General features: G+C 64.4%; 14 protein-coding genes. 11 read left to right on the top strand and 3 right to left on the bottom strand.

Features of this window, described 5'->3' with window-relative positions; all coding sequences use genetic code 11:
- Positions 1-1,161, bottom strand: a complete 1,161-nt coding sequence (argE, locus tag RXV88_RS10525; RefSeq protein ID WP_316292631.1) for an acetylornithine deacetylase — start codon at positions 1,159-1,161, stop codon at positions 1-3.
- Complete coding sequence (locus tag RXV88_RS10520) at positions 1,158-2,354, bottom strand: M24 family metallopeptidase (protein WP_316292629.1); 1,197 nt, start codon at positions 2,352-2,354, stop codon at positions 1,158-1,160. The genes argE and RXV88_RS10520 overlap by 4 nt, the downstream gene beginning before the upstream one ends.
- A 387-nt stretch (positions 2,355-2,741) precedes the next feature.
- Here RXV88_RS10520 and RXV88_RS10515 point away from each other — a divergent pair, with 387 nt between their 5' ends.
- From RXV88_RS10515 to RXV88_RS10490, 6 genes are all read left to right on the top strand, one after another.
- Positions 2,742-3,842 carry an ABC transporter ATP-binding protein gene (locus RXV88_RS10515; RefSeq protein WP_316292628.1) on the top strand — a complete coding sequence of 367 codons (1,101 nt, stop codon included), beginning with the start codon at positions 2,742-2,744 and terminating at the stop codon, positions 3,840-3,842.
- 164 nt (positions 3,843-4,006) lie between these two features.
- Positions 4,007-5,128, top strand: a complete 1,122-nt coding sequence (locus RXV88_RS10510) for an extracellular solute-binding protein (RefSeq protein WP_316292627.1) — start codon at positions 4,007-4,009, stop codon at positions 5,126-5,128.
- A 90-nt stretch (positions 5,129-5,218) separates the two neighbouring features.
- Positions 5,219-5,506: a DUF1330 domain-containing protein gene (locus tag RXV88_RS10505; RefSeq protein WP_316292626.1), complete on the top strand. Its 288-nt coding sequence runs from the start codon at positions 5,219-5,221 to the stop codon at positions 5,504-5,506.
- A 4-nt stretch (positions 5,507-5,510) separates the two neighbouring features.
- Complete coding sequence (locus RXV88_RS10500; RefSeq protein WP_316292625.1) at positions 5,511-7,169, top strand: ABC transporter permease; 1,659 nt, start codon at positions 5,511-5,513, stop codon at positions 7,167-7,169.
- Between the two features lie 3 nt (positions 7,170-7,172).
- Positions 7,173-8,360 (top strand): ABC transporter permease, encoded by a 1,188-nt coding sequence (locus tag RXV88_RS10495; RefSeq protein ID WP_316292622.1) that lies wholly within the window; start codon positions 7,173-7,175, stop codon positions 8,358-8,360.
- Positions 8,361-8,455: 95 nt separating this feature from the next.
- A complete protein-coding gene (locus tag RXV88_RS10490; RefSeq protein WP_316292620.1) occupies positions 8,456-9,703 on the top strand; it encodes a PAS domain-containing protein in 1,248 nt (415 codons plus the stop codon).
- A 48-nt stretch (positions 9,704-9,751) separates the two neighbouring features.
- On the opposite strand, the gene RXV88_RS10485 is transcribed toward RXV88_RS10490, so the two are convergent.
- Positions 9,752-10,621, bottom strand: a complete 870-nt coding sequence (locus RXV88_RS10485; RefSeq protein WP_316292619.1) for a branched-chain amino acid aminotransferase — start codon at positions 10,619-10,621, stop codon at positions 9,752-9,754.
- A gap of 159 nt (positions 10,622-10,780) precedes the next feature.
- Between RXV88_RS10485 and RXV88_RS10480 the strand changes: the two genes are divergently transcribed.
- The 5 genes from RXV88_RS10480 (at position 10,781) to RXV88_RS10460 (ending at position 14,100) form a co-directional block, all read left to right on the top strand.
- On the top strand, positions 10,781-11,290 hold the full coding sequence (locus RXV88_RS10480) for a MarR family winged helix-turn-helix transcriptional regulator (RefSeq protein ID WP_316292618.1): 510 nt from the start codon (positions 10,781-10,783) through the stop codon (positions 11,288-11,290).
- Complete coding sequence (locus tag RXV88_RS10475; protein ID WP_316292616.1) at positions 11,290-11,991, top strand: response regulator; 702 nt, start codon at positions 11,290-11,292, stop codon at positions 11,989-11,991. The genes RXV88_RS10480 and RXV88_RS10475 overlap by 1 nt, the downstream gene beginning before the upstream one ends.
- 69 nt (positions 11,992-12,060) lie before the next feature.
- Positions 12,061-12,987: a histone deacetylase family protein gene (locus RXV88_RS10470; RefSeq protein ID WP_316292614.1), complete on the top strand. Its 927-nt coding sequence runs from the start codon at positions 12,061-12,063 to the stop codon at positions 12,985-12,987.
- Complete coding sequence (locus tag RXV88_RS10465; RefSeq protein ID WP_316292613.1) at positions 12,984-13,226, top strand: exodeoxyribonuclease VII small subunit; 243 nt, start codon at positions 12,984-12,986, stop codon at positions 13,224-13,226. Before RXV88_RS10470 ends, RXV88_RS10465 begins: the two co-directional genes overlap by 4 nt.
- A gap of 4 nt (positions 13,227-13,230) precedes the next feature.
- The gene (locus RXV88_RS10460; protein ID WP_410468818.1) at positions 13,231-14,100 is read left to right on the top strand and encodes a polyprenyl synthetase family protein; all 870 of its coding nucleotides are present in this window, start codon (positions 13,231-13,233) and stop codon (positions 14,098-14,100) included.
- The last annotated feature ends 6 nt before the right edge of the window (positions 14,101-14,106 follow it).

The following is a 14,106-nucleotide window of genomic DNA, read 5'->3' as shown; positions in this document are numbered from 1 at the left end:
TTAGGCCGCCACGCTGCGGGCGATCCCCTGCAACAGCCCGAGGCATTGCGCCAGCTGGTCGCGGGTGACGAATTCGTCGGGCTTGTGCGCCTGCGCGATAGAGCCCGGCCCGCAGACGACGACCGACATGCCGATCTGCTGAAAGAGCCCCGCCTCGGTTCCAAAGGGCACAACGTCGGCGGAATTGCGGCCCGTCAGCCCGGCGATCAGCTCTTTGGCACGGTTCTTGGGCATCGGCTCCAGCCCCACGACCTCGCCGATGACCTCTGTGCTGATGTCGGCGGCGGGATAGACGTGGCGCATGGCGGGCAGGAGTTCGGTGTCGATATAGCGGGCCAGTTCGGCCTTGACGAAATCGGCGTCGGCGTTCTGGACGGGCCGCATTTCCCAATCGACCTCGGCGCGGCCTGGGATGACGTTATGCGCCACACCGCCCGCGAGGCGACCGATGTTGATGCTGGTCCAGGGCGGATCGAAGCGGCTGTCGGGCGGGGCGCGGTGGCGCAGCGCCTCGGCCAGCTCCATCAGCCGGGTGACGTAGCGCACCGCATAGGTCACCGCGTTGACGCCCGCGTCGGGGTTCGACCCGTGCCCTTCCAGCCCGGTAAAGCGCGCGGTGTATTCGCAGCAGCCCTTGTGGCCTTCGATCACCCGCATCTCGGTCGGCTCGCCGACGATGGCCATCGCCGGGGCGTAGCCGCGTTTCTGCAGCTCGGGCACCAGCGCCTGCGCGCCCAGGCAGCCGGTTTCCTCGTCATGGGTGAAACAGAAGTGCAGCGGCTTGCGCAGGCTCTTAGGGTCCACGGTTTCGGCCAGCGCGAGCGAGGCTGCGATGAAGCCCTTCATGTCGCAGGTCCCGCGCCCGAAAAGCGCGTTGTCGCGTTCGGCCAGCGCGAAAGGATCGCTCGACCAGTCCTGATCCTCGACCGGCACCACGTCGGAATGGCCCGAAAGCACGATCCCGCCGCGCGTCTCGGGCCCCATTGTGGCAAAGAGATTGGCCTTGTGCCCGGTGTCGTCGTGAAACACCTCGACCCGCGCGCCGTGGCTTTCTAGCAGCCCGGCCATGTGCGAGATCATGGCCAGGTTCGGATCGCGCGACACGGTGGGAAAGGCGATCAGATCGCCCAGGATTTCCTCGGTCCGGGGCAGCAGGGTCATGGCTTGACGATCATCTTGCGGGGCCGGTCGCAGAAGCATTCGGCGGGGCCGTTTTCCGTGATCAGGATGGATTCGGTGATCTCCATCCCCCAGTCGCTCATCCACAGGCCGGGCATGAAATGGAAGGTCATGCCGGGTTGCAGGATGGTGTCGTCCTCGGCGCGCAGGCTGACCGTGCGCTCGCCCCAGTCGGGCGGATAGCTGAGCCCGATGGGATAGCCGCAGCGCGCGCCGCGCTCGATCCCGGCGCGTTCCAGCGGGGCGGCGAGGGCATTGGCGATGTCGCTGGCGCGGTTGCCGGCGCGGGCCGCTTCCAGCCCGGCCTCCAGCCCCTCGACCAGGGCGGCCTCGGCGGCGCGGAAGATGTCGGGCGGCTCGCCCAGAAAGATCGTGCGGCAGAAAGGCGTGTGATAGCGGCGGTAGCAGCCCGAGATCTCGAAGAACGTCGCCTCGCCCTTCTGGAAGGGCCGGCCGTCCCAGGTCAGATGCGGGGCCGCGGCGTCGGACCCCGAGGGCAAAAGCGGCACAATGGCGGCGTAATCGCCCCAATGCCCATCGGCCCCCATGATCGCGTCATGCTGGATCTGGGCGACGATCTCGTTCTTGGGGATGCCCGGCTCGACCCGTTCCTCCAGCATGTCGACGATCTTTTCCGAGATCTTGGCGGCGCGGCGCATGAAGGTGATCTCTTCGGCGGATTTCACCCCGCGTTCCCAGTTCACCAGCGCCGTCGCGTCGACCAGCGTCGCCTGCGGCAGCGCCTCTTGCAGTGCGAGATAGGCTTTGGCCGAGAAATAGTAATTCTCGAGCTCGACGCCCAGGCGCGACGCGTCGAACCCCATGCCGATCAGCCGCTGGGACAGATCCTGCATCGGGTGGCGTTCGGTCGATTGCACGTAATTGTCGGCATAGCCGATCACCCGGTCGTCGCCCATCCAGACGGTGCGTACCGCGCCGTTGGTGTCCTGGTTGCGGCCCCACCAGACCGGATCGGCGTCGTGAAAGACCAGCACGCCCTGATGCACGTAGAAGGACCAGCCGTCGTAACCTGTCAGCCAGGCCATGTTCGACGGGTCGGTGACCAGAAGAACGTCGATGCCGGCCTTGTCCATGGCCGCGCGGGTCAGGCCGAGACGGCGCTGATACTCGGCATCGCTGAAGGGCAGATCTTTTTCGAAACGGTGATATAGCATGTCGGGTCCTATTCTATTGGCGGACATTATGCGCGGGCACGCCGCCCGCCGCGTCACAAAAACGACGAACCGCGCCGCAAAACGCGGAAGCGTGCTGCAATTTCGCGCGCCTTCGCCTGGCGATTCCGTTTCGGCACGCGCGTATTTTCCCGCTATGGTAGAGTGCTGAGGTCATATCCACCTTTTGCAAAAGGAAAACGTCCTTTATTCTGCTTAAAAACTGAGCGAATTTACCGGCGATGCTGTAAAAACAAAACAAAACACCGGAGTCCGCGGCTGAGTCTGAGATTGTCCCCAATCCAGTTGCAACATCAGGCCGGACGCGGTTTAGTCCAGTACCGAAAGCGGAAGCAATCCGCAGGACAACAGGACAACAGGGAGCCTGATTTGGCCGAACAGGGAAACAGCGATGCGTTCGTTTCATTTGAACGCGTGCAAAAGAGCTATGACGGTGAAACGCTCGTCGTCAAGGATCTGAACCTGACCATGCCCAAGGGCGAGTTTCTGACCATGCTGGGGCCCTCGGGCTCGGGCAAGACGACCTGCCTTATGATGCTGGCCGGGTTCGAAACCGCAACGCATGGCGATATTCGTCTCGATGGCGTGTCGATCAACCACATCCCGCCGCACAAGCGCGGCATCGGGATGGTGTTCCAAAACTACGCGCTCTTTCCGCACATGACGGTGGCCGAGAATCTCTCGTTTCCGCTTGAAGTGCGCAAGATGGGCAAGTCCGATCGCGAGGCCAAGGTCAAGCGCGCGCTGGAGATGGTGCAGATGGATGCCTTCGGCGGCCGCCGCCCGGCGCAGCTTTCGGGCGGTCAGCAGCAGCGGATCGCGCTGGCGCGGGCGCTGGTCTTCGAGGCCGAGCTGGTGCTTATGGACGAACCGCTGGGCGCGCTCGACAAGCAGCTGCGCGAACACATGCAGTTCGAGATCAAGCGCATCGCCGACAATCTGGGCATCACCGTGGTCTACGTGACGCACGACCAGACCGAGGCGCTGACAATGTCGGACCGCGTGGCGGTCTTCGACGATGGCCGCATCCAGCAGCTGGCGCCGCCGGACGAGCTTTATGAAAAGCCGCAGAATTCCTTCGTGGCGCAGTTCATCGGCGAGAACAACACGCTGGAAGGCACGGTCGAAAGCATCGCGGGCGACCGCTGCACGGTGAAGCTCGACCATGGCGAAGTGATCGACGCGATCCCGGTGAACGTGGCGCAGAAGGGCGAGCGCACCCGCGTGTCGATTCGCCCCGAACGGGTCGAGTTCAACCCCGACATGGGTCCCGACGCTCACACGCTCGAGGCCGAGGTTCAGGAATTCATCTACATGGGCGACGTGTTCCGCACGCGGCTCAAGGTGGCGGGCAAGGACGATTTCATCGTCAAGACCCGAAACCGCGCCGATCAGGAGCGTCTCGATCCCGGCCAGAAGGTCAAGATCGGCTGGCTGCCCGAGGATTGCCGCGCGTTGGACGCGACATAACGTCAGGAACCGTTGCCACGCGTCTGCGTTGCATTACGGTCTGCAAGATATCGCGTGCAGTGTTCGGCGAACGGACGGATGGGCGCGATGCACACAGGGGGGTTGGGGCGAAAATGGCCCATAACCCGTCCCCCTTAAGTTACCGGGCCACTAGGGAGATAAGTATGAAACTCACTAAGACACTCATGGCATCGACGGCGCTGACCGTTGCGGCCGCCGGTGCCTTCGCAGCCGGTCACGGCATGTCCGACAGCATGACTCTGGTCAGCTGGGGCGGTGCCTATCAGGAAAGCCAGCAGCGCGCCTATGTTGAGCCCTACATCGCCATGAACGAAGGCGTTTCGGCGACCTGGGACGAATCCTCGGCCGAGGCCGTGGCCAAGCTGCGCGCGATGAACGAAGCCGGCAACGTGACCTGGGATCTGGTCGACGTGGTGGCCGCCGACGCCATCCGTCTGTGCGACGAAGGTCTGGCGATGGAAATCGACCCCGATGAAGACCTGGCCGCCGCACCGGACGGCACCAGCGCCGAGGACGATTTCGGCGACCTGCTGGTCTCGGACTGCTTCATCCCGCAGATCGTCTATTCGACCACTTTCGGCTACCGCACCGACATGGTGCCCGCCGGTGTCGAAGCGCCGAACGACATCTGCGACGTGTTCGACCTGGAAACCTACCCGGGCAAGCGCGCGCTGGAAAAGCGCCCCATCAACAACATGGAATGGGCGCTGCTCTGCGACGGCGTGGCCAAGGCAGACGTCTATGACGTTCTGGAAACCGAAGAAGGCCAGGATCAGGCGCTTGCCAAGCTCGGCACCATCAAGGACGAGGTGATCTGGTGGTCCGCCGGCGCCGACACGCCGCAGCTGCTGGCCGACGGCGAGATCTTCATCGGCTCGACCTACAACGGCCGTCTCTTCAGCGTGATCGAAGAGCAGGACCAGCCGGTCGCGATGATGTGGGACGCGCAGGTGTTCGACCTGGACGGCTGGATCATCCCCGAAGGTCTGCCGGAAGAGCGTCTGGCCCGCGTCAAGGACTTCCTGAAGTTCGCGACCGACACCCAGCGTCTGGCCGATCAGGCCAAGTACATCAGCTACGGCCCGGCGCGCGCGTCGTCCGCTCCGCTGGTGGGTCAGCATGCCGATCTGGGCATCGAAATGGCGCCGCACATGCCGACCGATCCAGAGAACGCCAAGAACACGTTCCTCTACAACTACGAGTTCTGGGCCGACTACCGTGACGACATCGACGCCAAGTTCCAGGCGTGGCTCGCACAGAACTAATCGCGTGATGGCGGGGTAACCCCCGCCATACAGGCAACGATACGGCGTAGGGCGGGTTCGCCCGCCTTACGCCCCAACCGGGGGAGCGACATGCCCAAGGGCTACATCATCGGACACATCACAGTGAACGACCCCGAGGCGTACAAGGAGTACGTCGAGAAGGACACGCCGATCCTCGAAAAGTTCGGCGCGAAATTCATCGTGCGCGGCGGCGCGTCCGAAACCATGGAAGGCGAGACTCAGAACCGCCACGTGGTGATCGAATTCCCCGATTACGAGACCGCCAAGGCCGCATATCACGATCCCGAGTACCAGCAGGTCGCCGAAATCCGCCGCCGGACCGCGACCAGCACAATTATCCTTGTCGAAGGCACTTGATATCATGAGCGACGCCGCATCCGCACCCGACAAGACCGCAGATTCCGGGCCTGTTCTGGCCGCTGACGGCACACCGCTGAAGAAATCGCTGAACCGGGCGCTGAGAAATCAGAAGATGCGCGCGCTGGCGCTGATCGCGCCGCTCTTGATCTTCGTTCTGGTGACCTTCATCGCGCCGATCGCCGACATGCTGTTCCGGTCGGTCGAGAACCAGATCGTTTCCGAAACGCTTCCGCGCACCACCACGGCGTTGCAGGACTGGGACGAGAAAGGCGGCGAGCTGCCGCCCGCCGAGATCTGGGAAGCCGCCTATTACGACATTTTCATCGCCGCCGAGCGCAAGCTGCATACCCGGCTGGGCACCCGTCTGAACTATGAGCAGACCGGCGTGTCGTCGCTCTTCCGGAAATCCGGGCGCGGGCTGGACGACATCGGCGAGGTCTATCAGGATCAGTTCGAGGATCTGGACGAAAACTGGGACGAGGCGCGCCCCTGGGCCGAACTGATGGGCGATCCTGGCTGGATCGCGGCACAGGAAGGCTGGTCCGAAGGCGCGGGCGCCATGCCGCCGTTCGAGCTGCGCGACGGCATTTCCGACGTCCTGCCGCGCACCGCCGAGACCTATAGCGTCTTCGCCCGCTTCATGCAGACCGACGAAGAAGAAAGCCCGCTGGAGGAAGAGCCCTGGACGCTGATCCACACGGCGCTTTACCAGGACCTCGCCGCGGGCGACGTTTCGTCCTACGACGGCCCGCGCGCGGATATGCTCAAGGCTGCCGACGCGCTGGTCGCCAGCCCCGATTTCGAAACGGTGTCCTTTCAGGAGGCCTTTGTCGATATCGACGAAGATTGGGGCGACATCGACGTCTGGAAGACGATCAAGGTTTACAGCCCCAATTACACATCGGGGTATTTCCTGAACGCTGTCGACATGCAGAAAGGCGCCGATGGCCCTGAATTCCGCGACGAGGACGAGCGCATCTACGGGCTGCTCTTCAAGCGGACGTTGTTCATGTCGATGGTGATCACCATTAGCTGTATCATGCTCGCCTATCCGGTGGCCTACCTGCTGTCGAACCTGCGGGCGCGCACCGCGAACCTGCTGATGATCCTGGTGCTGCTGCCGTTCTGGACCTCGCTTCTGGTACGGACCTCGGCCTGGAAGGTGATGCTGCAACAGCAAGGCGTGATAAACGACGTGCTGGTCTGGCTGGGGCTGGTGGCCGATGACGCCCGGCTGGTGATGATCAACAACCAGTTCGGCACAATCGTCGCGATGACGCATATCCTACTGCCGTTCATGATCCTGCCGATGTATTCGGTCATGTCGACGATCCAGCCGTCGTACGTGCGCGCCGCGAAGTCGCTGGGCGCGACCAACTGGACCGCGTTCTGGCGGGTCTATTTCCCGCAATCGGTGCCGGGGATCGGCGCGGGGTCGATCCTCGTCTTCATCCTGTCCATCGGGTACTACATCACGCCCGAGATCGTCGGCGGCACGACCGGTACGTTCATCTCGAACCGGATCGCCTATCACATCTCCAGCTCACTGAACTGGGGGCTCGCCGCGGCGCTGGGCACGATCCTGCTGGCGGTCGTCCTGCTCCTTTACTGGTGCTACGATCGGATCGTCGGCATCGACAACGTCAAGCTGGGGGGCTGAGCCATGGTTGCCGTTCTCACACCGATCGAAAAGAAGCCGCTGTCCTTCACCCTGCCGGTTCTGGCGGCAGCGGGGGCCTTTGCCGGGGTCTTCATCGGCACCGCGCAGGGATCGACCCTATTGGGCGTGATCATCGGCGCGGCGCTGATCGCCGGGCTGGGCTTTCTGGCCATGGAGGTTCTGGGCCACGAACAAGAGCGCATGGTCCGCTGGGCCGTCATCGCCGTCTTCGCCGTGGCGGGGTATCTCTTTGGCGGGCTGCCGGGGCTGGTCATCGGCGCGCTCTTCGGGTGGTTCTTCAGCTGGTTCATCTACTGGATCGGCGAGGGCCGCTATCGCGCCCATCTGGTGCCGTACCTGACGGGCGGTCAGGTGCTCTGGCATTATACGTTCCGGGTGATCTGCGGTGCGATCTTCGTGTTCCTGATAACGCCGATCCTCGTGGTGATGCCGCTCAGCTTTAACGCCGAGGATTTCTTTACCTTCACGCCGGAGATGCTGCGCTTTGACCCCGAGGGCTACAGCCTCAAGCATTACCGCGATTTCTTCACCTCGAGCGAATGGCAGCAGGCGCTGCGCAATTCGCTGCTGATCGCGCCGGTGGCGACGCTGCTGTCGGTGGGCTTCGGGACGCTGGCGGCCATCGGTCTGAGCCAGCCGCACGTGCCGTTCCGCCAGACGATCATGGCGATCCTCATTTCGCCGATGATCGTGCCGCTGATCATCTCGGCGGCGGGGATGTACTTCTTCTACAGCCGGATCGGCCTGCAGGGCACCTATCTGGGCGTCGTGCTGGCGCATGCCGCACTGGGCATTCCCTTCGTCATCATCACCGTGACGGCCACGCTCGTGGGCTTTGACCGCTCGCTGACGCGGGCCGCGTCCAACATGGGCGCGGATCCGGTCACCACCTTCTTCCGGGTGCAGATGCCGCTGATTCTGCCGGGCGTGATTTCGGGCGGGCTCTTTGCCTTCATCACCTCGTTCGACGAGGTGGTCGTGGTGCTGTTCGTCGGCTCGGCCAACCAGCAGACCCTGCCCTGGCAGATGTTCACCGGCCTGCGCGAGCAGATCTCGCCCACCATCCTTGCGGTGGCGACGATCCTGGTGGCGATTTCGATTTGCCTGCTGACCACGGTCGAAATGCTGAGGCGGCGCTCCGAGCGCCTGCGCGGGATGAGCCCGGGCTGATCTTTCCGAACGGCGACCTTTCCCGGGCCGCCGTTCATTCTTTGGCAAGGTCGGTCTGAGATGTCTTGACGGAACGCCCCGTCAGGATGCCTCATATGACCCAGCACGATACGCAGCTTGCCAGCCAGGCCCGCCAGAACACCCGCGGCGAGGTGCCGTTCGATTTCCGGGAATGTTTTTATTCGCGCACTGACCAGCGCGGTGTGATCCTGTCGGGCAACGATGTGTTCCGCAGGATTTCCGGCTTCGAATGGTCCGAATTGCTGAAAGCCCCGCACAAACTGGTGCGCCACCCCGACATGCCGCGCGGGGCGTTTCATCTGAAATGGGAACGGCTCAAGGCGGGGCATCCGACCGCCGTCTATGTCAAGAACCGGGCCAAGGACGGGCGTTATTACTGGGTACTGGCGGCGGTCTGGCCGGTCGATGACGGCTATCTGTCGATCCGGATCAAACCCTCCACCCCGCTTTTCGAAAAGGTGCGCGACATCTACGCCGAGGTGTTGGCCGAAGAGGCCGATGGCCTGTCGCCCGAGGACGGGCACGCCAGCATCGTCGCCCATATCCGCGCGCTGGGATACAGCGATTACGACGCGTTTCAGGCCGACGCGCTGACGCAGGAATGCGCGGCGCGGGCCGCGCGGCTGGGCGAACCGCAGGATGCCGCGCAACGCCGCTTTGGCCTGATGCAAGCCGCGATCGACGACATCCGGACCGAGACCGAGCAGATGACCGAATCGTTCAAGGCGATCCGCACGGTGCCCATGAACATGCGTATCCTCGCATCGCGGCTGGAAAACGCCGGCGGCCCGATCAGCGCGATTTCGGTGAACTACGGCTCGATGCTGGACGAGATGGCGAACTGGGTGCGCGATTTCGTCGATGGTGACGACAGCGCCTTCGTGCGCATCCGCGGCTCGATCGTCAATGGCGCCTTTCTGACCTGCCTTGCGTCGGTGCAGTCGATGATGGCCACGTCCTTTGCCCAAAGCCGTCATCAGGACATGGGCGGGGTCGACGTGGATACAGAACAGCGGATCCTGACCCAGGAGGCCGAGAAATACAAAGCCAACGCCGCCCAGGCGCTCAAGGTGGTCGAGACGGGGGCGGGGCGCCTGTCGCGCAGCGTGCTGGACATGAAGCGCTATGTCACCGGGCTCAGCTCTACCCGGATGATGTGCAAGATCGAAAGCGCGTCGCTGTCCGGATCCGGCGACTCGCTGGCCGGGATCGTGGAACAGCTGGATGCTTGTCAGGACGAGATCGAGAGCAGGCTGTCCAAGATCGTCGAGCGCAACACCGTCATCCAGAGCAATACTTCGATGCTGCGCGCGCTGACCTGAACGCAAACGGCCGGGCAGAGGCCCGGCCGAAAACCCGCTTGGCGGCGATCAGGCGCGGACCAGCTTTTCGTAGCTTTCCGAAATCTCGCGCGTCACGGCGCCCACTTCGAAATTGTAATCACCGATCTGACCCACCGGGGTCACCTCGGCCGCGGTGCCGGTCAGCCAGCATTGCTCGAAGCCTTCCAGCTCTTCGGGCATGATGTGCCGCTCGATCACCTTGATCTGACGGTCCTTCAGCATCCCGATCACCGTCTGCCGCGTCAGACCGTTGAGGAAGCAATCGGGCTTGGGCGTGTGCACCTCGCCATCCTTGACGAAAAAGATGTTGGCCCCCGTCGCCTCGGCCACATAGCCGCGGTAGTCGAACATCATCGCATCCGAACAGCCCTTGGCCTCGGCCTCGTGCTTGGACATGGTGCAGATCATGTAAAGCCCGGCCGCCTTGGCATGGCTGGGCGCGGTTTCTGGCGAGGGGCGCTTCCATTTGGCGATGTCGAGCTTGGCGCCCTTCATCTTGGCATCGCCATAGTAATTGCCCCATTCCCAGGCGGCGATGGCCAGCCGCACCGGGTTGCGCTTGGACGCGACGCCCATGTCCTCACCGGCCCCGCGCCAGGCGACCGCGCGAACATAGGCGTCGGTAAAGCCATTCGCGGCCAGAACCGCGACCTTGGCGGCCTCGATTTCGTCCACGGTGTAGGGGATCTCGAAATCCAGCTGGCGGGCCGAAAAATGCAGCCGCTCGGAATGTTTGCGCGACAGGAAGATAGTGCCGCCGTAGGCGCGCTCGCCCTCGAAAACCGAGCTGGCGTAATGCATGGCATGTGTCAGCACATGCACATTCGCCGCCCGCCAGTCCACCAGCTGGCCATCCATCCAGATCTTTCCGTCGCGGTCGTCATATGCTGCTGACATCGCCGTTCTCCCTTTCAAGCGATTTGCATTTGTTGCGCAGGATACGTCCGCAGCGGACATAATCTTGCGCAAAAACTGCGATTCGCTACCAGTTAAGGGTTGGAATGTCAACAAGGCTGACATAAACTGGCCGGCAACAATAAAACGCCGGAGGCGACGATGGCCGAGGTTCAATCCACGCAGCCCCGAAGCGGCGAATCGCTTCTCTTCCTGACAGACGATCAGCTGAGACAGGGCATCGAGGCGATGTTCTTTGCCTATCGCGGCTTTACCGCCGATCCCGACCGCATCCTGCAGGACATGGGCTATGGCCGCGCGCATCACCGGGCGATCCATTTCATCAACGGCGCGCCCGGCACGACGGTCAACAACCTGCTGTCGATCCTCGGCGTGACCAAGCAATCGCTGAACCGCGTGCTGCGCACGCTGATGGCCGACGGGCTGGTGGAAAGCCGGGTGGGCAGGGTCGACAAGCGCGAGCGTCACCTGTTTCTGACCGAGGCCGGAGAGGCGCTGGAACGGAAATTGTCCGACGCGCAGCGCGAACGGATGCGCGCGGCCTACCGACAGGCCGGGCCCGAGGCCGTGGCCGGGTTCAAACGCGTGCTTGAGGCGATGATGGATACCGATCTGCAGCGCCATTACCAAAAGCTGCGGGAGCCGCGCTGATGGCCGATCCCGATGCGCATCTGCTGATCGTCGACGACGACGAGCGCATTCGCGGCCTGTTGCAGAAATTCCTGATCCGGCACGGCTTTCTGGTCAGCGCCGCGCGAGATGCCGCCCATGCGCGGCGGATCCTCAGCGGGCTCGACTTCGACATGATCGTGCTTGACGTGATGATGCCCGGCGAGGACGGGGTCAGCCTGACCCGCGGCATCCGCGAAAACTCGACCACGCCGATCCTGCTGCTGACCGCACGGGCGGAAACCAGCGACCGGATCAAGGGGCTCGAGGCGGGGGCGGACGATTACCTGGCCAAGCCGTTCGAACCAAAAGAGCTGCTGCTGCGGATCAACGCGATCCTGCGGCGCATGCCCGACACCAGCGCCGAGGACAGCGCGCCCAAGCTGATCACGCTGGGCCCGATCCGCTATGACATCGAGCGCGGCGAGATGTGGAAGGGCGACGATCCGGTGCGGCTGACCGCCACGGAAAGCCAGCTGATGAAGATCTTTTCTGCGAAACCGGGCGAGCCGATCAGCCGCGCCAAACTGGTCGAGGATCTGGGCCGCGACAAGGGCCAGGCGCAGGAACGCGCGGTGGATGTGCAGATCACCCGGCTTCGGCGCAAGCTGGAGGCCGACCCCAAGCAGCCGCGCTATCTTCAGACCGTGCGCGGCGCGGGCTATATGCTGGCGCCGGACTAGCGGCTTGAAGCCCGCGGCGCGGGCTGGCAGGTGTCGCGAAACGGGATTTCGAACAGAAGAAGGGCCAAGATGACCACTGCTTTGATCACGCATGCCGAGTGTCTGGAGCATGTCACACCGGACGGTCACCCCGAACGCGTGGCGCGGCTGGAACATGTGCTGCACGCGCTGGCGCCGCTCGACCTGATGCGCCTGACCGCGCCCGAGGCGACGGACGACGATCTGCGGCGCGTGCATCCGCAGGCGCATATCGATGCGATCAGGGCCGCGCTGCCCGCCAAGGGGTTACACCAGATCGACGGCGATACCTGGCTGTCGCCGGGCTCGCTCTCGGCGGCGCTGCGCGGGGCGGGGGCGGTGCTCAGGGCGGTGGATGCGGTGCTGGCCGGCGAGGCGCAGAACGCCTTTTGCGCCATCCGTCCCCCGGGGCACCACGCCGAGCGGCAGACGCCGATGGGGTTCTGCCTTTTCGGCAACGCGGCGCTGGCGGCGAAACACGCGCTGGACGCGCATGGGCTGGCCCGCGTGGCGGTGGTGGATTTCGACGTGCATCACGGCAACGGCACGCAGGACCTTCTTTGGGACGAGGCGCGCGCGCTGGTGGTGACCAGCCAGCAGATGCCGCTCTGGCCCGGTTCGGGCGACCCGTCCGAGCGCGGAGCGCATGACAACATCCTGAACGTGCCCCTGCCGCCCGGCAGCGGCGGTGCCAAGATGCGCGCGGCCTACGAGGCCCAGGTCTTCCCGCGCCTGCGCGCGTTCCGGCCCGAGCTGATCATCCTGTCGGCCGGGTTCGACGCGCATCAGGACGACCCTCTGGCGAACCTCAACTGGGCGACCGGCGATTTCGCCTGGCTGACCCGTGAATTGTGCGCCATCGCGGCGGAGGTCTGCGAGGGCCGGGTGGTCTCGACCCTGGAAGGGGGCTATGATCTGGGCGCATTGGCCGAGGCGACGAAGGCCCATGTAGAGGCATTGATGGAGGCAGGGGCATGAGCGACACGCCCGTCGACGAAATGACGTTCGAGGCCGCGATGGCCGAGCTTGAAAAGGTCGTGACCCAGCTGGAGCGGGGCGACGTCGCGCTGGAGGAATCCATCGCGCTTTACGAACGCGGCGCGGCTCTGCGCAAGCGCTGCGACGCCAAGCTGAAGGAAGCCGAGGAAAAGGTCGCGGCGATCACGCTGGACGCCGAGGGCAACCCCAAGGGCACCCAGCCGGTCGAGGGGCTCTGACCCTTTGTTCCAGGACGATCTGAAAGCGGCAGGCGTCGCGATTCAGGCCCGGTTCGACCGGGTGTTCGCCGATCTGCCCGATCTGCCGGTGACGCTGGCCATGGCCTATGCAGCACATGGCGGCAAGCGGCTGCGCGGCTTTCTGGTGCTCGAAGGCGCGCGGCTGCATGACGTGGCGCAAGAGCGGGCGATCTGGCCCGCCTGCGCCATCGAGGCGGTGCATGCCTACAGCCTCGTGCATGACGATCTGCCCTGCATGGACGACGACGACCTGCGCCGTGGTCAGCCCACGGTGCACCGCAAATGGGACGACGCGACGGCGGTTCTGGCGGGCGATGCGCTGCAAACCTTGGGGTTCGAGCTGGTCAGCCGCCCCGAATGCCACCCCGACCCCGCCGTGCGCGCCGACCTGGCGCTGGGTCTGGCGCGGGCCAGCGGCGCGCAGGGCATGGTGATGGGCCAGGCGCTCGACATGGCGGCGGAGGCCGCCGAGACGCCGCTAAGCCTCGATCAGATCACCGATCTGCAGGCCGGCAAGACCGGCGCGCTGATCGTCTGGTCGGCACAGGCGGGCGCGGCTCTGGCGCAGGCCGACACCGCCCCGCTGACGGATTACGCCACGCGGCTGGGGCTGGCCTTCCAGATCGCCGACGACGTGCTGGATGTCGAAGGCGACGCCGAGGCGATGGGCAAGGCAGTGGGCAAGGACGCGGGCCGGGGCAAGGCGACCTTCGTGTCGCATCTGGGGCTCGACGGGGCGAAACGCCGCGCCGAGACGCTCGTGACCGAGGCCTGCGACGCCTTATCTTGTTACGGTGACAGTGCCGAGACCTTGCGGCAGGCCGCCCGCTTCGTTATCTCGCGCCGGAACTGACGAAAG

Origin of the sequence: Aestuariicoccus sp. MJ-SS9, from assembly GCF_032586235.1 — a bacterium.
In the GTDB taxonomy this organism is placed as follows: Bacteria; Pseudomonadota; Alphaproteobacteria; order Rhodobacterales; family Rhodobacteraceae; genus Aestuariicoccus.
Note: the sequence above shows the minus strand (reverse complement) of the source record. Positions and strands in the feature narration are given on the sequence as shown.

Coding starts and splice junctions, on each gene's coding strand:
- argE (WP_316292631.1), bottom strand. CDS start 1,161: ATGACCCTGCTGCCCCGGACCGAGGAAATCCTGGGCGATCTGATCGCC.
- RXV88_RS10520 (WP_316292629.1), bottom strand. CDS start 2,354: ATGCTATATCACCGTTTCGAAAAAGATCTGCCCTTCAGCGATGCCGAG.
- RXV88_RS10510 (WP_316292627.1), top strand. CDS start 4,007: ATGAAACTCACTAAGACACTCATGGCATCGACGGCGCTGACCGTTGCG.
- RXV88_RS10505 (WP_316292626.1), top strand. CDS start 5,219: ATGCCCAAGGGCTACATCATCGGACACATCACAGTGAACGACCCCGAG.
- RXV88_RS10500 (WP_316292625.1), top strand. CDS start 5,511: ATGAGCGACGCCGCATCCGCACCCGACAAGACCGCAGATTCCGGGCCT.
- RXV88_RS10495 (WP_316292622.1), top strand. CDS start 7,173: ATGGTTGCCGTTCTCACACCGATCGAAAAGAAGCCGCTGTCCTTCACC.
- RXV88_RS10490 (WP_316292620.1), top strand. CDS start 8,456: ATGACCCAGCACGATACGCAGCTTGCCAGCCAGGCCCGCCAGAACACC.
- RXV88_RS10485 (WP_316292619.1), bottom strand. CDS start 10,621: ATGTCAGCAGCATATGACGACCGCGACGGAAAGATCTGGATGGATGGC.
- RXV88_RS10480 (WP_316292618.1), top strand. CDS start 10,781: ATGGCCGAGGTTCAATCCACGCAGCCCCGAAGCGGCGAATCGCTTCTC.
- RXV88_RS10475 (WP_316292616.1), top strand. CDS start 11,290: ATGGCCGATCCCGATGCGCATCTGCTGATCGTCGACGACGACGAGCGC.
- RXV88_RS10470 (WP_316292614.1), top strand. CDS start 12,061: ATGACCACTGCTTTGATCACGCATGCCGAGTGTCTGGAGCATGTCACA.
- RXV88_RS10465 (WP_316292613.1), top strand. CDS start 12,984: ATGAGCGACACGCCCGTCGACGAAATGACGTTCGAGGCCGCGATGGCC.